Consider the following 19,790-nt stretch of genomic DNA (forward strand, 5'->3'; position numbering starts at 1 on the left):
TTATAATTTTATATTAAAATCATATAGTTATATGCCAGGATGGGACTGTCTTCCGTGAGGGGGTATCGGCAGGGTGTTTCCCTTGCTTGACAAAATCATGTTTGACGAAATAGTCATATTAATAAGAAGAAACCATTGATTGGTAGATTGGTGCTTTTTCAATGGTCGGGAAGCATGTTCCACATCGGATTTGTGGAAAAGGGAGGTTCAATGTTGCGTCTGGTACAGTTCCGCAATGCAAGCGGAGAAACACGTGTGGCTGCGTGCGATGATGAGGGCGCGGCACATGTCGTCAATGGCGTAACGACGACCTATGAACTGGCATGGGCCGCAATTAGCGCAGGTATCAGTCTGAATGAGCAGGTAGAGCGCAATGGCAAGGGCGAAGCCGTTGATATTGATGCAGCGCTCGCTGACGGTAAGGTGGGTTTGCCGATCACCCATGAAGACCCGGCGCATCTGATTGTTGCAGGCACCGGTCTTACCCATCTTGGTTCTGCTGACGGTCGCGACAAGATGCATAAGGCCGCACAGGCTGCTGAAAAACCGACTGATTCCATGCGTATGTTTTTGATGGGCGTTGAAGGCGGCAAGCCAAAGCCCGGTGAAACAGGCGTGCAGCCGGAATGGTTTTATAAGGGCGATGGTTCGGCGCTGGTTGAAACGGGTGGTGCGCTTGTCTCGCCAGCTTTTGCCGAAGATGGTGGTGAAGAACCGGAACTCGCAGGCATCTATCTGATCGGCCCGGACGGTACGCCGTTTCGCCTTGGTTTCTGCCTTGCCAATGAGTTTTCGGATCATGTGACGGAAAAGCAGAATTATCTCTGGCTGGCGCATTCCAAATTGCGTCAGGCTTCGCTTGGACCGGAGCTTTATGTGGGTGATCTGCCGGATCATGTGGAAGGCGTTTCGCGTATTCGCCGTGGTGATCAGGTGATTTTTGAAAAGCCGTTCCTGTCGGGCGAAGCCAACATGTCGCATACGATTGCCAATCTGGAACATCATCATTTCAAATATGAACTGTTTCGTCGTCCGGGCGATATTCATGTGCATTTCTTTGGCACGGCAACATTGTCTTTCTCCGAAGGCGTGAAGACGCAAAACGGTGATCAGTTTGAAATTTCGGCCAAGCCGTTTCGTTATCCGCTGGTCAACAGGCTGGCTGAGGCGCAGGCTGAAGATATTGTCGTGAAGGCGCTCTGAAATGGTGGCTATATCCAACATTAATCTTGCAATTATTGGCCTTGGCAAGATAGCACGCGACCAGCATCTGCCAGCGATTGAAGCTGTTGACGGCATTGAGCTGAAAGCCATTGCCAGCCGCAATGCCGGTCTTGATGGTTTGCCTTCGTTTCATGATATTGAACAATTGCTTGAGAGCGATATTGCCATTGATGCGGTGTCGCTTTGCACGCCGCCGCAAGGCCGTTTCAATCAGGCCTATGCAGCACTGAAAGCTTTTAAACACGTGATGCTGGAGAAACCTCCGGGTGCCACCCTTTCAGAAGTGCAGGCATTGGCGCGTTTTGCCGAAAAGCAGGGCGTCACGCTTTATACGACATGGCATTCGCGCGAAGCCGCAGCGGTTGAACCGGCCCGTGAATTTCTGAAAAATGCTGCAATCAAGTCCGTTGCGGTATCGTGGAAAGAAGATGTGCGCCATTGGCACCCCGGCCAGCAATGGATCTGGGAGCCGGGCGGTCTTGGTGTGTTTGATCCGGGCATCAATGCGCTGTCCATTGTTACGCAAATTTTGCCGGAACGTTTTTTCCTCACCAAATCCGATCTTTATTTCCCTGAAAACCGGGCGGCACCGATTGCGGCGGATCTTGCATTTGAGACGGAAAGCCGCGTGCCTGTTTCTTTTGAACTCGATTGGCGTCAAACGGGGCCGCAGACATGGGATATTCGTGTCGAGACCGATAAGGGAACGCTGCTTCTCAGCCATGGCGGTAGCCAGCTGAGCATTGCAGGAGCTGAAAAAATAGCTGAGCCTGATCGCGAATATCAGCGCCTTTACCGCAATTTTGTGCAGCTCGTTCATGACAAGCGCAGCGATGTCGATTTGGCGCCGCTCACTCATGTTGCCGATGCTTTCCTTTTAGGCCAGCGCCATATCGTTGAAAAATTTGAAGATTAGGAAATGAGACCGCGCGGCGGTCTCTTACCCAGCAGGACAATGAAATGAATAAGCCCGTCGATCCAAAAATGCCACGATTCCGTTCTCGCGCATGGTTCGATAACCCGGACAATGTCGACATGACTGCGCTCTATCTTGAGCGCTACATGAATTATGGTCTCAGTCAGGAAGAGCTGCAATCGGGTCGGCCCATCATCGGTATTGCCCAGACCGGTTCCGATCTGTCGCCATGCAATCGTCATCATCTCGAACTCGCAAACCGCGTACGTGAAGGCGTGCGTGAAGCGGGTGGTATCGTGATCGAGTTCCCGGTTCATCCAATTCAGGAAACCGGTAAACGTCCGACTGCCGGCCTTGATCGCAACCTCGCATATCTCGGTCTTGTCGAAGTGCTTTATGGCTATCCGCTTGATGGTGTTGTGCTGACAATTGGTTGCGACAAGACCACGCCTGCCTGTCTGATGGCTGCTGCAACCGTCAATATTCCGGCAATTGCGCTCTCGGTTGGCCCGATGCTCAATGGCTGGTTCCGGGGCGAACGCACGGGTTCGGGCACTATCGTCTGGAAGGCACGTGAATTGCTTGCCAAGGGCGAGATCGACTATGCGGGCTTTATCAAGCTGGTTGCCTCATCCGCTCCGTCAACGGGCTATTGCAATACGATGGGTACGGCAACGACGATGAATTCGCTTGCTGAAGCGCTCGGCATGCAGCTTCCGGGCTCAGCGGCAATCCCAGCGCCTTATCGTGACCGTCAGGAAGTGGCCTATCTGAGCGGACGTCGTATTGTGGAAATGGTCTATGAAGACCTCAAGCCTTCCGACATCATGACCAAGGAAGCTTTCATCAATGCAATCCGCGTCAATTCAGCCATTGGCGGCTCGACCAATGCGCCGATCCATCTCAATGCTTTGGCGCGGCATGTCGGTGTGGAGCTTACTGTCGATGACTGGCAGAAATATGGTGAGGACATTCCGCTTCTGGTCAATCTTCAGCCAGCGGGTGAATATCTTGGCGAAGATTATTACCATGCGGGCGGTGTGCCAGCGGTTGTCAATCAGCTGATGGGGCAGGGGCTTATTCATGAGGATGCGCTGACTGTTAACGGCAAGACCATCGGTGAAAACTGCAAGAATGCCACGATTGAAGACAGCAATGTTATCAAGACCTATGATGAGCCATTGAAGAAACATGCCGGTTTCCGTGTGCTGCGCGGCAATCTGTTCTCGTCGGCGATCATGAAACTGAGCGTTATTTCGGAAGAATTCCGCAATCGTTATCTTTCTGACGACAAAGACCCGAATGCCTTTGAAGGCAAGGCAATCGTTTTTGATGGCCCGGAAGATTATCACCACCGGATTGATGATCCGTCGCTGGAAATTGATGAGCGTTCGGTTCTGTTCATGCGCGGCGCAGGGCCAATCGGCTATCCGGGTGCGGCGGAAGTCGTGAACATGCGGGCACCGGATTATCTGCTCAAGAAGGGCATCAGTTCCCTGCCTTGTATTGGCGATGGCCGTCAGTCGGGCACGTCCGGTTCGCCTTCGATCCTCAATGCTTCGCCGGAAGCGGCTGCTGGCGGTGGTCTGGCGCTGCTTAGAATGGGCGACCGGGTGCGTATTGATCTGGGACGTGGCACCGCAGATATTCTGATTTCAGACGAGGAACTTGCAGAACGCCGCAAGGCTCTGGAGGCGGCTGGCGGTTACAAATATCCGGAAAGCCAGACACCATGGCAGGAAATCCAGCGTGCGGTTGTCGGGCAGATGGAAACGGGTGCGGTTCTCGAAAACGCAGTCAAATATCAGGACATTGCGCATAGGCGCGGCCTGCCGCGAGATAATCACTAAATGTCCGGCGCAAGAACACCGTTTGTAGCAGTTGCGGACTGGGGAACCACCCGGTTCCGCCTCTGGACGCTGGATGTTGATGGCAATGTCATCAATGAAAACCGCGGTGATGACGGATTGTTGCATGCAAAAGAAGCGAGTTTCGAGGTAACGCTCGAACGGCATCTGGCTCAGGTTGATGCACCCGATGATCTGTCGGTTGTCATCTGCGGCATGGCGGGTTCTAGAACTGGCTGGATCGAAGCGCCCTATATGAGCCTGCCTGCCGGGCTGGAAGGTATCGTTGCGGCTGCGGTTCGCGTGCCTGCGAAACGTCCTGTCATCATGTTGCCGGGTGTGGCACGGCGCAGCAAGGATGCGCCTGATGTCATGCGCGGCGAAGAAACCAAGCTGCTTGGTCTGGTGCATCGTGGCACGGTTGATGCTGTGGTGGTGATGCCCGGCACGCATGCGAAATGGGTGCAGTTATCGGATGGCCAGCTCAATGATTACCGCTCATTTATGACAGGCGAATTATTCGCGCTTCTCAAAGACAGGTCGGTTCTCTCCGGTGCACTTGAAGGAGCAGGGCCGGTTGAGCCTGAGAGTGCTGCATTTGCGGCCGGTGTTAAAGCTTCGCTTGAAACACCTGAGCTGATTGCCAATGCGCTCTTTACGGTGCGTGCTGGCTGGCTGGTGCATGATTATAAGCCGTCCGATCAGCTTGCACGTCTGTCGGGTCTTTTGATCGGGCTGGAAATTGCCGGTGGCCGCACTCTGTTTGGAAAAGCACGAGAAGTCCTGCTGCTTTCCGATGGTATGATGGGTGCGCTTTATGCGTCGGCGCTTGAGATTGCTGGCGTTAAAGTAAACCGCATCGAAGCCGATGAACTGGTGCGTGACGGGTTGTTCATGGCAGCCCGATACGCATTTGCAGGAGGTGCGCAATGAGCGGACATATCACATGGCCAAAGCTTCGCTATCCTCTGGTGGCAATCCTGCGCGGCATTCACCCTGATGAAACTGAAGCTATTGTTTCTGCCTTGATCGAAACAGGCTTTGAGGCGATTGAAATTCCGCTCAACTCGCCTGATCCATTCGTGTCCATTGAAAAGGCTGCGAAACTCGCGCCCTCTGATGTGCTGATTGGTGCTGGCACTGTATTATCGGTCGAGAATGTGGATCGGTTGAATGATGTTGGTGGCAGGCTTCTGGTCAGCCCCAATGTCGAGCCTGATGTTATTCGACATGCGACCAGGCATGGCATGGTGACAATGCCGGGTGTGTTTACACCGAGCGAGGCTTTCAGCGCCATTCATGCAGGTGCATCGGCACTGAAATTCTTTCCGGCCAATGTGCTGGGTGCTGATGGCATCAAGGCTATTTGTGCCGTGCTGCCAAAAGATATTCCGGTGGGTGCTGTGGGTGGTGTCTCGGAAAATGATTTTGCAACCTATCGGGCAGCAGGAGTGAGCTGCTTCGGTTTGGGTTCCAGTCTGTACAAGGCTGGATTGACAGCCGCGGAGGTGCGCGATCGTGCGTTACGGGCTGTTGAAGCATGGGACAAGATCGCGGGCTAATTCTTGCCTGTGATGTGTTTGGAGGAATTCCGCAAGCCTGATCGGCGGGGGCGGAAATATGGGAGAATGGCAGGCTCAACGAGCCTGTTCCACTATGGGAGAGAGACAATGGCAGGCATAAAAACATTTACTCTTGCTGCGGCATTTGCCGCTTTTGCCTTTACCGGCTTTGCGCAGGCAGAAGACAAAGGTCTTGTTGGCGTAGCAATGCCAACCAAGTCGTCGGCACGCTGGATTGCCGATGGCGACAATATGGTGAAGGTGCTTCAGGAGCGTGGTTACAAGACCGATCTTCAATATGCTGAAGATGATGTTCCAAACCAGCTTGCACAGATCGAAAATATGGTCACGAAGGGTGCGAAAGTTCTGGTTGTGGCATCGATTGATGGCACCACATTGTCTGATGTTCTGGCAAAGGCCAATGACGCAGGCATCAAGGTTATCGCCTATGACCGCCTGATCCGCGACACGCCGAATGTGTCTTATTATGCAACCTTCGATAATTTTCAGGTTGGCGTGTTGCAGGCACAGTCAATCGAGAATGCCCTTGATCTGAAGAACAAGGAAGGCCCGTTCTATATCGAGCTGTTCGGTGGTTCGCCTGACGATAATAATGCCTATTTCTTCTATAATGGCGCAATGTCGGTTCTCCAGCCTTATATTGACAGCGGCAAAGTCATTATTGGCAGCGGCCAGACCGGCATGGACAAGGTAGCGACGCTGCGCTGGGATGGCGCAACCGCTCAGGCGCGTATGGATTCGATCCTGTCCGCCTTCTATTCCGATAAGAAGCTCGATGCTGTTCTGTCACCATATGACGGTATTTCCATCGGTATCCTGTCGTCATTGAAGGGTGTCGGCTATGGCAGCGGCGATATGCCAATGCCGATTGTCTCCGGTCAGGATGCTGAAGTGCCTTCGGTCAAGTCGATCCTAGCCGGTGAACAGAATTCGACCATCTTCAAGGATACCCGCGAACTGGCAAAAGTGACTGTTGATATGGTTGACGCTGCGATGAGCGGCAAGGAGCCGGAAGTCAACGATACCAAGACCTATGATAATGGCGTCAAGGTTGTGCCGTCTTATCTGCTCAAGCCGGTTATCGTCGATAAATCGAACTGGAAAGAAGTTCTGGTCGATAGCGGTTACTACACAGAAGACCAGATCAAGTAAATTTTGTGCCCGGACGCGCTTGTAAAGGCGCGTCCGGAAAGCCTGCTGCATTGCCATCTTTTCCTGTCCCGTTTTGAACCGGGTTAGGCACAAGGGATGACAGCGCTGTCTTTTTCAAGTGCGGGGGCATCTTTAAATGGACGGCACAGCAGGTTTGTTATGGGAGCGAGCGAATGAATGTAGCCAATTCTGTCCCGCGTGAGACGGGCAGTGAAAGAGCACATATACATGGCCAGCCGCTGCTTGAAATGCGCGGCATCAGCAAATCCTTCGGTGTTGTGAAGGCGTTGAGCGACGTTAATTTCACAGTTATGCCGGGCGAGATTCATGCTTTTGTCGGTGAAAATGGCGCAGGCAAATCCACATTGATGAAAGTGTTGTCAGGTGTCTATCCCTCTGGCAGCTATGAAGGCTCGATTGTCTTTGATGGTGAGGAACGCCACTTTCGCGATATCAATGATTCCGAAGCGCTGGGCATTGTCATCATCCATCAGGAACTGGCACTTGTGCCGCTGATGTCGATTGCCGAGAATATTTTTCTGGTCAATCCACCCGGCTCTTACGGGGTGATTGATCGCGGCGAGGTCTATCAGCGCACGAAAGTTCTGTTGAAAAAAGTGGGCCTGACAGAATCGCCTGACACATTGGTAACGGATATTGGTGTGGGCAAGCAGCAGCTTGTCGAGATCGCCAAAGCGCTCTCCAAGCGAGTGCGGCTATTGATCCTTGATGAGCCTACTGCAAGCCTGAATGAAACAGATAGTGCGGCACTTTTGGCATTGCTGAAGGAGTTTCGTGCGCAGGGCATCACCTCCATTCTGATTTCGCACAAGCTCAATGAAATTCGTGAGGTTGCAGATAAAATCACGGTGCTGCGCGACGGACGTACGGTTGCGACGCTGGATTGCCATGAAGGGGCGGTCGAGGAAGATGATATCATCCGCAAGATGGTCGATCGTGATCTTGAAAGCCGCTATCCAAAGCGTGAGAAGAAGATCGGTGATGTAATTTTCGAGGCTGAAAACTGGTCGGTTTATCATCCGCTGCACCCGGAGCGGCATTCGGTCAAAAATGTTTCGTTTCATGTGCGCGCCGGGGAAATCGTCGGCATTGCGGGTCTGATGGGGGCAGGGCGTACTGAATTTGCCATGAGCCTGTTTGGACGGTCATGGGGCACGAATATTACCGGCGAAGCGCGGATGCATGGCAAAGCAGTTGATATTTCTACCGTTGCACGCGCTATCAAGTCGGGGCTTGCCTATGTAACCGAGGACCGCAAGAAGCTGGGCCTTGTGCTTGGCGAGAATATTTCGCGCAATATATCGCTTGCGCATTTGCGCGGTGTCAGCCCCAAGGGCGTAATTGATAGCATCCGTGAAATGAAGGTTGCGAATGATTATCGCGCCCAAATGAGCATTCGCTGCCATAATGTCTATCAGGAAACGGGCACGCTTTCAGGGGGTAACCAGCAGAAGGTGGTGCTGTCGAAATGGCTGTTCACCGGGCCGGATGTGCTGATCTTGGATGAGCCGACGCGCGGCATCGATGTGGGCGCAAAATACGACATTTACACAATCATCAATTCATTGGCCGATAGCGGCAAGGGCGTGGTCGTCATTTCATCTGAAATGCCGGAGCTGATCGGTATCTGCGACCGCATTGTTGTCATGCATGAGGGAGCCTTCGTTGGCGAAGTGGCAGGCAGCGAGGCAACGCAGGAAAATATCATGCGAGCGATCATGCGCAATAAGGGAAAACAATCATGAGCGAGAACGTAGTCCAGAGTGGTCAAAGCGGCCAGAAAGCGCCGGGCGGTATCGGGCGCTATCTCAAGAACAATCTGCGTGAATCGGGCATGTTGCTTTCTCTGATTGCGATCATGATCTTTTTCCAGATCATGACGGGCGGTGTGCTGATGAAGCCGCTGAACCTCACTAACCTCGTGTTACAAAACAGCTATATCGTCATTATGGCGCTTGGCATGTTGCTGATTATTGTGACCGGCCATATTGATTTGTCGGTCGGGTCAGTATGCGGATTTATCGGCGCACTTGCGGCAGTGATGATGGTGCGATGGGGGATTCCGTTTCCGATTGCTGCTGTTCTGTGCCTCATAGCCGGTGGTATTATCGGTGCGATGCAAGGTTTCTGGGTTGCCTATTTCAATATCCCGTCCTTCATCGTAACCCTTGCCGGGATGCTGGTGTTCAAGGGCTTGATGCTTGCCGTTCTTGGTGGACAGTCGGTTGGACCCTTTCCACCGATGTTTCAGAAATTGTCATCGGGCTTTATTCCTGAATTTATCGGGGTAATGGGCGGCGTTTACATGACCTCGCTTGTCCTTGGTCTGGTGCTTGCCGGTTTTCTCGTCTGGCAGAGCACAAGATCACGCGCACGGCATATTGCGCATGAGGTGGAAACAGAACCTTTTGCTTTGTTTGTGATCAAGAATATCTTGCTCTTTGCCGGTATCGCCTATCTCGCATTGCTGATTTCTTCACATCGCGGCATGCCCAACGTATTGATTATCATGGCAGTTCTGATTGCCGCTTATGCGTTTTTAACCACGCGCACGGTGATCGGTCGTCAGGTTTATGCGGTTGGTGGCAATCGTCATGCGGCCAAACTTTCGGGCGTCAAGACCGAGCGGCTGACTTTTCTTGCTTTCGTCAATATGGGTGTGCTGGCAGCGCTTGCCGGTCTGGTTTTTGCAGCGCGGCTGAATACCGCAACGCCCAAAGCCGGACTTGGTTTTGAGCTTGATGTGATTGCTGCCTGCTTTATCGGTGGTGCGTCAGCCTATGGTGGTGTGGGACGTGTAACAGGTGCTGTGATTGGTGCATTGATCATGGGCGTGATGAACAATGGCATGTCGATCCTGGGGATCGGGATTGACTATCAGCAAGTGATCAAGGGTATCGTTTTGTTGGGGGCAGTCTGTATCGATGTCTATAATCAGCGCCGCTAAAATGGGATTTGCCACGGGTTTGCCATATTATTGACATGGGTTTGCCCCTGAAATCACAATTTTAACATCGCTTTTTTGCATGAAATGCGCACAAAAAGCACAAAATAACGGTTTTGCTCCGCCCTTTTGGGGGAGGAAGGGCGGGAGCCAGTCGGGTCGGAACTCAGTTCCGGCCCGATCTGTTTTCAGTCTGGCTATTATTTTTCAGATTGCAGTACGGCGTGCATGGTCAAGATAAATTTCACGCAGCTTGAGCGCGACAGGACCGGGTTTTCCGCTGCCGATTGGCTTGTCATCAATAAACGAAATCGGCGTTACAAAAGTGCCGGCACTGGTCAGGAATGCTTCTTTTGCAGCATAGGCTTCATCAATCGTGAAAAGACGCTCTTCAAGCTTCATGCCGGTTTCAGCAATGAGTTGTAAAAGAGACAGGCGTGTGCAGCCGGGAAGCACGGCATTGCTGTTCGGGCGGGTGACGATGACATCATTTTGCGTGACGATATAGCCAGTCGAAGATGCGCCTTCGGTGACAAAGCCATCCTCTAACATCCATGCTTCATCGCAACCGGCATTTTTGGCGATCTCCTTGGCGAGAGCCTGTGGCAGAAGGCAAACCGTTTTGATGTCGCGGCGTTTCCAGCGCAGATCATCAAGTGAAAGCACGCGGATTCCGGTTGCGGATTCCGGCCTGTCGGCGAGGGCCTTGACTTGAGTGAACAGAACCACTGATGGCTTGAGGCCCTGGGCTACAAAATCACGGTCGCGACCGTCGCCGCGCGTAACCTGCAAATAGACCAGACCTTCATTGAGATTGTTGCGGCGGATCAGTTCGCGCTCGATCTCAACTATTTCATCTTCGCTCATCGGCATTGGGATTCCAATTTCGCCTGTGGAACGACGCAGACGCTTCATATGCGGGGCGCTATCGACCAGCTTGCCGTCAAGGACTGCGGTTACTTCGTAAATTCCGTCACCAAAGAGAAAACCACGATCAAAGATCGAGATTTTTGCATCACGGGCGCTAACATATTCGCCATTGACATAAACGATACGGTCTTCAATTTCTGCTGAAACGCTCATGTTTGAAAGGTCCTGAAAATAGTGCATCCCGAAAAATATACAGTGTTTATCGGAACAGATGCGAGCAAACGTAAATAAGAATGATTGAGAAATAGTCGCAATCATTCTTAGGACATCATTTATTGAGTTGGAATAATAATTTCAGGCAGCCTGCTGATACATTTGGGTGCAAATAAACCAGCAGGTCCGGGCTTTCTGTCCAGACAGGGCGTCAGGAATCCTCTCTTCACTGAAAGGATCAGATTTTTCATAGATTATTGATTATGTTTGAATAATCGAAATCCGATAGATGATTCCCTTACCAAGAAGTTCTGGAGAAAACTGAGTCTCTCCCGACATGATCAAGCAATCATGCGTGCTTAGATGTGCGGTTTCCTTATCTGTTTTCAGATCGAAATTTCCTTCTGCACAGAAAGCAAGCATTGTGTTGGCGTCTGGGGCAAGCACTAACGAATCATCAATGACCATACGGTCGACATGATGCGCAAATTTTCCGCGTCGCGTCATGACATTGAGATCGGTGATCGGACCGTTTATCAGGCAAGCGCCGGAGCTGGCATCGGCGGCAAAAGCAAAGGGTGGAGTTTCGCGGGTGAGGGTGGTTTTTGCACCTTCCACATCAAGGACAATGCCGTTGCCTTCAAGCACCGACAAGGTGCGGTCAATGCCCGGAAAAACCGAGAAGGGGCCGTCATTGGCAACACTTGCTGTGGAAACACGCCAGTCGAAATTATCGACTGACGCATGGATCGGATGGATTGCAATTTCGATCGTGACGCCGCCGCCATTTTTCCATGGCATGCGGCGATGATCCTGCGCTTTAAGGATCTTGAAACCCATCAGTTCAACCAGCCGTTTGATACCGCCCAGAAAGCAACCGGAGCTGTGAGCAAGATGCTCAACGCCGTACGGATATACCAGATGACAATCAGGTCGCGGAATTTCAGCGGGACAGATGTTGCCAATACGCAAGGAATTGATGCCGAAAGAAACAGAACCTGACTGACGGAAACGACAGCAGCCACAAATTTCAAGGCGACATCGGCGTCTTTGAGAAGAATGGCAGGCAGGAACATTTCGGCCAGACCGGAGGCCATGGATTTTGCTGCAAGCATCGGATCTGAAAACTGTGCCAGCCAGGTGAATGGATAAAGCGCCAGACCAAGAATATCAAAGAGCGGTGTATATTTTGCTGCAAGAAGACCGAGGAGTCCAACGGCCATGATGCTTGGCAAAATCATAGATGCCATGCGCAGGCCGTCGAGGAAAGTTGCCCAGAGCAGAGGCAGGATTTTCGGTGCGCTTTGCGCCTGTGTAATGCCTGCATCAATTGCGGTTTCAATGCGTCCCTTACCTTCAGGCAGCGGCATGTCGCGGTCTGCGGGATGATCCATCTTGCTCAGAGGCCAAAGCCTTGCAGTGATGGCCGATACAATGAATGTAACGAAAAAAGTTGTCCAGAAATACAGGTTCCATGATTCCATCAGACCAAGTGTCCGGGCGACAATAATCATGAAGGTTGCGGAAACAGTCGAAAAGCCGGTTGCAACGATCGCCGCTTCCCGCGCTGTATATTTACCTTCCTTATAAACCCGGTCCGTAATCAGAAGTGCCAGCGAATAGCTGCCGACGAAAGATGCCACCGCATCAATGGCCGACCAGCCGGGTGTACGCCAGATCGGGCGCATCACGGGCTGCACAATAACACCGGTAAATTCGAGCAGGCCATAACCGATGAGGAATGCAAGCGCCAATGCACCGATTGGGACAATCAGACCAACGGAAAGCACCAGCTTGTCAAACAGGAAAGGCAGCATGTCAGGGGTGAACAGCAATGCCGGACCGGTATTGGCGAGATACATAGCGGTGAGAACCAGACCAAGCAGGCGCAGAACCGAGAAGATTTTTTCGGTCAGGTTCTTCTTCCATGTTCCATTGAAGAATGGCCCAAAGGCGCCATAGGCGATGAGCAGGCAAACAAGCGTCAGAGCGAGCGGGCGAAGCTGCGCTGCGAGTGCTGTTGCTGCGTGATCGAGCAGGATAGTCGATTTGCCACCAATGGTTACAGGTACAAAGAAGAAAAAGATCCCTATGAAGCTGTAAATAACCAGCTTCAGGGCTGCAATTGTGCGAGAGGGCTGCTGGCCGCCAAGCGTTGTGTCTGTCATCGGTATTCCCCGGTATTAGGTGTTTTTTGAACATGAAAAAAGGCGGCCCCCGAAAAGGCCGCCTTGAATTGGATTTTTAATTTCCAAGGATTGCCGGAAGGCGAAGTCCCTGTTGCTTGGCCCAGTCGAGGGCTTCTTCATAGCCTGCATCGGCATGGCGCATGACGCCGGTTGCCGGATCATTCCACAATACGCGGCCAATGCGTTCATCGGCCTCTTGTGTGCCGTCACAGCAGATAACCATGCCCGAATGCTGAGAAAAGCCCATGCCGACGCCGCCGCCATGATGGAGCGATACCCATGTTGCACCCGAAGCTGTGTTGAGCAGCGCATTGAGCAATGGCCAGTCGGACACGGCGTCTGAGCCGTCTTTCATGGATTCGGTTTCGCGGTTTGGCGAAGCAACGGAGCCTGAATCAAGATGATCGCGACCGATGACGATCGGTGCCTTCAATTCGCCATTGCGGACCATTTCGTTGAATGCAAGGCCGAGGCGGTGACGATCACCAAGACCAACCCAGCAGATGCGGGCTGGCAGACCCTGAAACTCGATACGTTCCTTTGCCATGTCGAGCCAATTATGCAGGTGCTTATTGTCCGGCAGCAGTTCTTTCACCTTGGCATCGGTCTTTGCAATATCTTCGGGATCACCGGAAAGCGCTGCCCAGCGGAATGGTCCGATGCCGCGGCAGAACAGCGGGCGAATATAGGCAGGCACGAAGCCCGGGAAGGCAAAGGCGTCTTCCAGGCCTTCTTCGAGCGCCATCTGACGGATGTTGTTGCCGTAATCAACCGTTGGAATGCCTGCATAATGGAAGTCGAGCATGGCCTGAACCTGCACTTTCATCGAAGCACGGGCGGCTTTCGCAACTGCTTGCGGATCGCTTTCCTGTTTCGTGCGCCATTCGGCAACGCTCCAGCCGATTGGCAAGTAGCCATGGACCGGATCATGGGCCGAAGTCTGGTCGGTCACGATGTCGGGACGCACGCCGCGCTTGACGAGTTCGGGGAATATTTCAGCGGCATTGCCAATGAGAGCTATGGATTTGGCAACGCCCGCCTTGGTCCATTCATCGATTTTGGCGAGAGCTTCATCAAGGCTGTGGGTTTTTTCATCGACGTAACGGGTACGCAAACGGAAATCAGCGCGGGTTTCGTCGCATTCAACAGCCAGACAGCAGGCACCAGCCATGACGGCTGCAAGAGGCTGTGCGCCGCCCATGCCGCCAAGTCCGCCGGTCAGAATCCATTTGCCCTTGAGGTTGCCGTCATAATGCTGGCGACCGGCTTCGACAAAGGTTTCATAGGTGCCCTGAACGATGCCCTGTGCGCCAATATAAATCCACGAACCGGCGGTCATCTGGCCATACATGGCGAGACCCTTCTTATCCAGTTCGTTGAAATGATCCCATGTTGCCCAATGGGGCACCAGGTTGGAATTGGCGATCAGAACACGCGGGGCGTCTTTATGGGTGCGGAACACGCCGACCGGTTTACCGGACTGCACCAGCAGGGTTTCGTCGTCATTGAGTGTTTTCAATGTTGCAACGATGCGGTCAAAATCATCCCATGTTCGGGCAGCGCGGCCAATACCGCCATAGACGACCAGCTCATGCGGGCGCTCGGCAACATCGGGGTCGAGATTGTTCATCAACATGCGCAGCGGGGCTTCGGTAAGCCAGCTTTTGGCGTTGAGCTCGGTGCCGCGAGGGCTGCGCACTTCGCGCTCGTTATGACGTGGGTCAGACATGGTTTACTCCTCAGGATTTCAGCTCGGCGGCAATGTTTTCGAGCCGCTCAAGAATGGATTTGAGATGCACTCGAAGCTTTGCAGCCTTCGCCTCGTCATAGGCAAAGGGAACGGTTTCGGTGGTTAAATGGGTTGATTGCGCCAGCTCCATCTGGATTGCGTGCACGCCGGTTTCGGGCCTGCCGTAATGGCGGGTTGTCCAGCCACCTTTGAAGCGGCCATTGAGGATGGATGTGTAGCCGGTGGCGTTTTGAGCGATTTCAACGACGGCAGCTTCGACCTTTGGATCGCAAGTCTTGCCAAGGTCTGTGCCAATGTTGAGATCCGGCAGCTTGCCTTCAAACAGGAATGGAATATGCGAACGGATCGAGTGGCAATCATAGAGGATTACCACGCCATGGATCGCCTTCACCCGTTCAATTTCAGCGATCAAAGCATCGTGATAGGGCTTGTGAAAACGCGCCATGCGATCTGTAATATCGGCTTCACCGGGCGCTTCACCGTCTTTCCAGATGGCCAGACCGTCAAAATCGGTTGTTGGTATCAGACCCGTGGTGTTCTGGCCCGGATAGAGGCTCACACCTGCCGGGTCGCGATTGGCATCGATGCAATAGCGATGAAACGTGGCGCGGACGGTGGTGATATTGTCCAGAAGCCCCTCATAGAGCTTATGGATATGCCAGTCGGTGTCGGCAAGAATACGGCCATTGTCATTCAGTCGTGCCCAGATGTCTTCGGGCACATCTGTTCCGGTGTGGGGCAGGCCAAGAATGACGGGTGATGACCCTTGATGGACTTCAAAAGCACTCATATTACGACTCCAGAGATGGCAGAATGTTTGCGCTGATGCTGCCGATGAAGGACCCATCGGCAATGATGGTGCTAGCGGCTGCAAGATCATTCGCCATATAGCGGTCCACATTGAGCGTCGGCACATGCGCACGCAGAACGGCGATGGCAGCTTTTAATTCGGGGCTGGTTTCAAGCGGTCCGCGTAGTTCGACACCGAGCGCACCGGTCAATGCTTCAATGCCGATGATTGCGTTGAGGTTTTCGGTCATCTGCAACAGGCGGCGTGCACCATGGCAGGCCATGGACACATGGTCTTCCTGATTGGCGGAGGTTGGTGTGGAATCAACCGATGCCGGATGTGCCATTTGCTTGTTTTCGCTCATCAGTGCGGCGGACGTGACTTCCGCAATCATCAGACCCGAATTAAGGCCCGGCTTTTTTGCAAGGAAGGCTGGAAGTCCGAAGGAAAGGGCAGGATCGACCAGAAGTGCAATGCGGCGCTGGGCAATTGCGCCGATTTCGCACACAGCAAGGGCGATCTGGTCGGCGGCAAAAGCAACCGGTTCTGCATGGAAATTGCCGCCTGACACGACGCTGTTGTCCGACAGGACAAGCGGATTGTCGGTGACGGCATTGGCTTCGATTTGCAATGTGCGGGCAGCCTGGCGCAGTATATCGAGGGCTGCACCATCAACCTGCGGCTGGCAACGGATGCAATATGGATCCTGCACGCGCTGGTCGCCTTCAAGGTGGCTCTCGCGAATGACCGAACCAGACAGCAGATTGCGCAGTGCTGCTGCCGTATCGATCTGGCCCTGATGACCGCGCAATGTATGAATATCCGGGTGGAAGGGTGCAGTTGAACCCATGGCCGCATCGGTCGAGAGTGCGCCGGTGACAAGGGCTGCCTGTAATGCGCGATGTGCGCGGAACAGTCCGGCCAATGCCAGTGCGGTCGATGTCTGCGTGCCGTTGATGAGTGCGAGACCTTCTTTTGCAGCCAGAATAACCGGCCTGAGACCGGCTTGTTCGAGGGCTTTCGCCGATGGCATACGCTTACCCTGATAGAAGGCTTCGCCTTCGCCAATCATCGTCGCTGCCATATGCGCAAGCGGCGCGAGATCACCCGATGCGCCGACCGAACCCTTGGCGGGGATCATCGGGATCACGCCTTTTTCAAGCATGGCTTCGATAAGCGTAATGAGTTCAAGCCGTACACCCGATGCACCACGGCCAAGCGAAATAAGCTTCAGCGCCATGATAAGGCGCACGATGTTTTCGCTCAGAGGTTCGCTCACACCGCAGCAATGCGACAGGATCAGATTGCGCTGTAACGTTGCTACGTCTTGCGCCGCGATGCGGATAGAGGCGAGCTTGCCAAAACCGGTATTGATGCCATAAACCGGCGTGTCACCTGCGGCAATTTCGGCAATGCGGGACGCTGCTTTTTCAACGCCCTTATGAAAAGATGGATCAATGCGAACGGCATGGTTTTCGCGGTATATTTGCTCAAGAATGCCAAGCGACACGCTGCCGGGATGAAGAATAAGGGTCATGGAAAACTCCATTGAAAATTACTGATAGCGGCCTTTGAAAACGCGCTTCCAGAGCGGGTTGAAGCCGATGCGGTAAACAAGCTCTGCCGGGCGCTCGACGTTCCAGATTGCGAGATCTGCATCCTTGCCGACTTCCAATGTTCCCGTATGGTCAAGAATGCCAAGGGCGCGGGCGGCCTCACGGGTGACACCTGCAATGCATTCATTGACCGTCATACGAAACAGCGTTGCGCCCATATTCATGGTGAGCAAAAGCGAGGTCAGCGGTGAAGTGCCGGGATTATTGTCGGTGGCAAGCGCCATTTTAGTGCCAGCCGCACGGAAAAGATCGACGGGGGGCTTTTGCGTTTCGCGGATGAAGTAATAAGCGCCGGGAAGCAGAACGGCGACAGTTCCGGCCTTGGCCATGGCGGCTGCACCTTGCGCATCAGCATATTCGACATGATCGGCGGAAAGCGCATTGTAAGAGGCTGCGAGCGCTGCGCCATGCAAGTTGGACAATTGGTCGGCATGGAGTTTCACAGGCAGATTATGCGCTTTTGCAGCATCGAACACGCGGGCGATTTCATCCGGCAAAAATGCAATGCCTTCACAGAATCCATCTACCGCATCGGCGAGATTTTTGGCTGCAATAGCAGGCAGCATGTCATTGATGATCTTGTCGATGAAAGCTGCTTTATCGCCATTCATTTCCGGCGGCAGGGCATGCGCGCCCAGAAAGGTGGTGCGGATAGCGACATCGCGTTCATCCGCCAGACGGCGTGCGGCACGCAGTGATTTTATCTCGCTTTGCGTATCAAGACCATAGCCTGACTTGACTTCAACCGTGGTCACGCCTTCTGCAATCAATGCATCAAGGCGGGGCAGGGTTTCGCGGACCAGATCATCCTCGCTTGCTGCCCGCAGGTTTTTGACCGATGAAACAATGCCGCCGCCAGCACGGGCGACTTCTTCATAGGTGGCACCATTCAGCCGCAGCTCAAATTCATGGGCGCGATTGCCTGCATGGACCAGATGTGTGTGACAATCGATCAGGCCGGGTGTGATCAGACGGGTTTCGCAGTCGATTTTCTCAAACGCAGCATATGCGGCGGGAAGGGCATTTTCTGCGCCTATATAAGCGATTTTGCCATTTTGAACGGCGATCGCTGCGGCTTCAATCAAGCCAAGCCCTTCTGCCTGCTCGTTGAGCGTGGCGATGCGTGCATTGGTCAAAACGAAGTTCGATTTTTGTGACATGAGCGTTTTCTCGCTTCCCCTGTTTTTCGATAATGTATATACATATTAGCGAAGCCGCCAAGAGAAAAAATGCATCCGATTACGAACTGTTGAAAAATGGTTCTGCAAAACGGGTGCAAAGAGGAGCGAAAAAGCATGTCAGCCATGGTCGAAAAAACGCAATTTATTCATGCACAACAAGCGCTTTTGCAAAGCGGCTGGGCAGAAGATGTGCGGCTTGGCCTGGCTCATGGAAAAATTGCTTCTGTGGAGACTGGTGTTCAAGCCAGGCCGGGAGATGAGCACTATGAGGTGATTGTCCCCGGCATGGCAAATCTGCACAGCCATGCGTTTCAATATGGCATGGCCGGTCTTGCTGAGCGGCGCGGGCAATCGGCTGACAGTTTCTGGAGCTGGCGCGAGATCATGTATAAATTCGCACTGACCATGACGCCGGAACAGGCGGAAGCGGTGGCATTGCGGCTTTATGTCGATATGCTGGAAGCGGGTTTTACCCGCGTTGGCGAGTTTCATTATCTGCATCATGATCGCGACGGCACGCCATATGGAAATATTTCGGAAATGGCGGATCGCATCGTGTCGGCAGCGCAAGCTGCAGGCATTGGCCTGACCCTGTTGCCGGTGCTTTATGCGCATTCAAGTTTTGGGGGTGCCAAACCCAATGAAGGTCAGCGTCGTTTCATCAATGATCAGGCAAGTTTTTCGCGATTGATTGAAGGCTGCCAAAAGGCGCTTTCAGGTTTTGATGGTGCCGTGCTTGGTGTAGCGCCGCACAGTCTGCGTGCTGTCACCCCGGATGAGCTGACATTTGCAGCAAGTCTGTTGCCCGATGCACCTTTGCATATTCACATTGCCGAACAGGTCAAGGAAGTAGAGGATTGCATTGCGTGGTCTGGCCAGCGGCCTGTCGAATGGCTGCTTGAGCATCAGGAATTGTCATCACGCTGGTGCCTCATCCATGCAACACATATGAATGACACGGAAACTCTGCGCATGGCTCAAGCCGGTGCGATTGCCGGTCTTTGCCCGGTTACGGAAGCCAATCTCGGCGATGGCACCTTCAATGCCACCGTGTTCGATGCCAATGGTGGCCAGTTTGGTATTGGTTCTGATTCCAATGTGCTGATCGGTATTGGTGATGAGTTGCGCCAATATGAATATTCGCAGCGTCTCAAACATGGCGCACGCAATGTGCTGGCGAAAAATGAAGGCTCGACCGGGCGTTCCATATTTGATGGCGCCGTGGCTGGTGGCAATATTGCAATGGGTCGTGAGGGTGATGGATTGCAACAGGGCGCCTCGGCAGATTTTGTCTCACTTGACGTTGGGCGTCTGCCCCATGCAAAAGGGGATGCAGTGCTTGATGGCTGGATTTTTGCCGGACGTGCGCGGGCATCTGATGTGTGGGTGCGTGGTGTGAAACAGGTGGAGGGTGGACAACACCACTTGCGCGATGTGGCAGAGCGTGCTTTCCAGAAAGTGATCGGCGAATTGCTGAACTAATTAAAGGGAACA

16 protein-coding genes are annotated in these 19,790 nt (G+C 53.2%); 9 read left to right on the top strand and 7 right to left on the bottom strand.

Translation table 11 applies throughout. The features are described from left to right. The first annotated feature begins 210 nt into the window (after nucleotides 1-210). The 8 genes from araD1 to mmsB all read left to right on the top strand — a co-directional run bounded on the left by araD1 (nucleotide 211) and on the right by mmsB (nucleotide 9,690). Nucleotides 211-1,203, top strand: a complete 993-nt coding sequence (gene araD1 / locus FHY56_RS02795; RefSeq protein ID WP_140903663.1) for an AraD1 family protein — start codon at nucleotides 211-213, stop codon at nucleotides 1,201-1,203. A 1-nt stretch (nucleotide 1,204) separates the two neighbouring features. Further along, nucleotides 1,205-2,140, top strand: coding sequence for a Gfo/Idh/MocA family protein (locus FHY56_RS02800; RefSeq protein ID WP_140903664.1), 936 nt, complete (start codon nucleotides 1,205-1,207; stop codon nucleotides 2,138-2,140). 44 nt (nucleotides 2,141-2,184) lie between these two features. Further along, nucleotides 2,185-3,990: an IlvD/Edd family dehydratase gene (locus FHY56_RS02805; RefSeq protein WP_140903665.1), complete on the top strand. Its 1,806-nt coding sequence runs from the start codon at nucleotides 2,185-2,187 to the stop codon at nucleotides 3,988-3,990. After that, complete coding sequence (locus FHY56_RS02810) at nucleotides 3,991-4,920, top strand: 2-dehydro-3-deoxygalactonokinase (protein WP_140903666.1); 930 nt, start codon at nucleotides 3,991-3,993, stop codon at nucleotides 4,918-4,920. Next, nucleotides 4,917-5,549, top strand: a complete 633-nt coding sequence (locus tag FHY56_RS02815; protein WP_140903667.1) for a 2-dehydro-3-deoxy-6-phosphogalactonate aldolase — start codon at nucleotides 4,917-4,919, stop codon at nucleotides 5,547-5,549. The genes FHY56_RS02810 and FHY56_RS02815 overlap by 4 nt, the downstream gene beginning before the upstream one ends. A 108-nt stretch (nucleotides 5,550-5,657) precedes the next feature. Then, nucleotides 5,658-6,722: a multiple monosaccharide ABC transporter substrate-binding protein gene (gene chvE, locus FHY56_RS02820; RefSeq protein ID WP_140903668.1), complete on the top strand. Its 1,065-nt coding sequence runs from the start codon at nucleotides 5,658-5,660 to the stop codon at nucleotides 6,720-6,722. A 173-nt stretch (nucleotides 6,723-6,895) separates the two neighbouring features. Then, nucleotides 6,896-8,488 carry a multiple monosaccharide ABC transporter ATP-binding protein gene (gene mmsA / locus FHY56_RS02825; protein ID WP_140903669.1) on the top strand — a complete coding sequence of 531 codons (1,593 nt, stop codon included), beginning with the start codon at nucleotides 6,896-6,898 and terminating at the stop codon, nucleotides 8,486-8,488. Beyond that, nucleotides 8,485-9,690, top strand: a complete 1,206-nt coding sequence (gene mmsB / locus FHY56_RS02830; protein ID WP_140903670.1) for a multiple monosaccharide ABC transporter permease — start codon at nucleotides 8,485-8,487, stop codon at nucleotides 9,688-9,690. The genes mmsA and mmsB overlap by 4 nt, the downstream gene beginning before the upstream one ends. Nucleotides 9,691-9,894: 204 nt before the next feature. Here the strand turns inward: mmsB and FHY56_RS02835 are convergent, their stop codons facing one another. The 7 genes from FHY56_RS02835 to hutI form a co-directional block, all read right to left on the bottom strand. Next, nucleotides 9,895-10,770: a D-amino-acid transaminase gene (locus FHY56_RS02835; RefSeq protein ID WP_140903671.1), complete on the bottom strand. Its 876-nt coding sequence runs from the start codon at nucleotides 10,768-10,770 to the stop codon at nucleotides 9,895-9,897. 261 nt (nucleotides 10,771-11,031) lie between these two features. Continuing rightward, entirely contained in the window at nucleotides 11,032-11,610 is a 579-nt protein-coding gene (locus FHY56_RS02840; RefSeq protein ID WP_140903672.1) for a HutD/Ves family protein, read from the bottom strand. Beyond that, nucleotides 11,610-12,938 (bottom strand): YjiH family protein, encoded by a 1,329-nt coding sequence (locus FHY56_RS02845; RefSeq protein ID WP_140903673.1) that lies wholly within the window; start codon nucleotides 12,936-12,938, stop codon nucleotides 11,610-11,612. Before FHY56_RS02845 ends, FHY56_RS02840 begins: the two co-directional genes overlap by 1 nt. A gap of 76 nt (nucleotides 12,939-13,014) precedes the next feature. Next, on the bottom strand, nucleotides 13,015-14,688 hold the full coding sequence (gene hutU, locus FHY56_RS02850; RefSeq protein ID WP_140903674.1) for a urocanate hydratase: 1,674 nt from the start codon (nucleotides 14,686-14,688) through the stop codon (nucleotides 13,015-13,017). 10 nt (nucleotides 14,689-14,698) lie between these two features. Further along, the gene (gene hutG / locus FHY56_RS02855; RefSeq protein ID WP_140903675.1) at nucleotides 14,699-15,499 is read right to left on the bottom strand and encodes an N-formylglutamate deformylase; all 801 of its coding nucleotides are present in this window, start codon (nucleotides 15,497-15,499) and stop codon (nucleotides 14,699-14,701) included. Between the two features lies 1 nt (nucleotide 15,500). After that, entirely contained in the window at nucleotides 15,501-17,036 is a 1,536-nt protein-coding gene (gene hutH, locus FHY56_RS02860) for a histidine ammonia-lyase (protein WP_140903676.1), read from the bottom strand. A gap of 18 nt (nucleotides 17,037-17,054) precedes the next feature. Beyond that, on the bottom strand, nucleotides 17,055-18,275 hold the full coding sequence (gene hutI, locus FHY56_RS02865; protein ID WP_140903677.1) for an imidazolonepropionase: 1,221 nt from the start codon (nucleotides 18,273-18,275) through the stop codon (nucleotides 17,055-17,057). A gap of 135 nt (nucleotides 18,276-18,410) precedes the next feature. On the opposite strand from hutI, the gene FHY56_RS02870 reads away from it, so the two are divergent. Continuing rightward, complete coding sequence (locus FHY56_RS02870; protein WP_140903678.1) at nucleotides 18,411-19,778, top strand: formimidoylglutamate deiminase; 1,368 nt, start codon at nucleotides 18,411-18,413, stop codon at nucleotides 19,776-19,778. The last annotated feature ends 12 nt before the right edge of the window (nucleotides 19,779-19,790 follow it).

This window comes from Brucella gallinifaecis, from assembly GCF_006476605.1.
Taxonomy (GTDB): Bacteria; Pseudomonadota; Alphaproteobacteria; order Rhizobiales; family Rhizobiaceae; genus Brucella; species Brucella gallinifaecis.

Excerpts from the sequence above, each read along its gene's own strand:
- araD1 (WP_140903663.1), top strand. The coding sequence starts at position 211 with ATGTTGCGTCTGGTACAGTTCCGCAATGCAAGCGGAGAAACACGTGTG.
- FHY56_RS02800 (WP_140903664.1), top strand. The coding sequence starts at position 1,205 with ATGGTGGCTATATCCAACATTAATCTTGCAATTATTGGCCTTGGCAAG.
- FHY56_RS02805 (WP_140903665.1), top strand. The coding sequence starts at position 2,185 with ATGAATAAGCCCGTCGATCCAAAAATGCCACGATTCCGTTCTCGCGCA.
- FHY56_RS02810 (WP_140903666.1), top strand. The coding sequence starts at position 3,991 with ATGTCCGGCGCAAGAACACCGTTTGTAGCAGTTGCGGACTGGGGAACC.
- FHY56_RS02815 (WP_140903667.1), top strand. The coding sequence starts at position 4,917 with ATGAGCGGACATATCACATGGCCAAAGCTTCGCTATCCTCTGGTGGCA.
- chvE (WP_140903668.1), top strand. The coding sequence starts at position 5,658 with ATGGCAGGCATAAAAACATTTACTCTTGCTGCGGCATTTGCCGCTTTT.
- mmsA (WP_140903669.1), top strand. The coding sequence starts at position 6,896 with ATGAATGTAGCCAATTCTGTCCCGCGTGAGACGGGCAGTGAAAGAGCA.
- mmsB (WP_140903670.1), top strand. The coding sequence starts at position 8,485 with ATGAGCGAGAACGTAGTCCAGAGTGGTCAAAGCGGCCAGAAAGCGCCG.
- FHY56_RS02835 (WP_140903671.1), bottom strand. The coding sequence starts at position 10,770 with ATGAGCGTTTCAGCAGAAATTGAAGACCGTATCGTTTATGTCAATGGC.
- FHY56_RS02840 (WP_140903672.1), bottom strand. The coding sequence starts at position 11,610 with ATGGGTTTCAAGATCCTTAAAGCGCAGGATCATCGCCGCATGCCATGG.
- FHY56_RS02845 (WP_140903673.1), bottom strand. The coding sequence starts at position 12,938 with ATGACAGACACAACGCTTGGCGGCCAGCAGCCCTCTCGCACAATTGCA.
- hutU (WP_140903674.1), bottom strand. The coding sequence starts at position 14,688 with ATGTCTGACCCACGTCATAACGAGCGCGAAGTGCGCAGCCCTCGCGGC.
- hutG (WP_140903675.1), bottom strand. The coding sequence starts at position 15,499 with ATGAGTGCTTTTGAAGTCCATCAAGGGTCATCACCCGTCATTCTTGGC.
- hutH (WP_140903676.1), bottom strand. The coding sequence starts at position 17,036 with ATGACCCTTATTCTTCATCCCGGCAGCGTGTCGCTTGGCATTCTTGAG.
- hutI (WP_140903677.1), bottom strand. The coding sequence starts at position 18,275 with ATGTCACAAAAATCGAACTTCGTTTTGACCAATGCACGCATCGCCACG.
- FHY56_RS02870 (WP_140903678.1), top strand. The coding sequence starts at position 18,411 with ATGTCAGCCATGGTCGAAAAAACGCAATTTATTCATGCACAACAAGCG.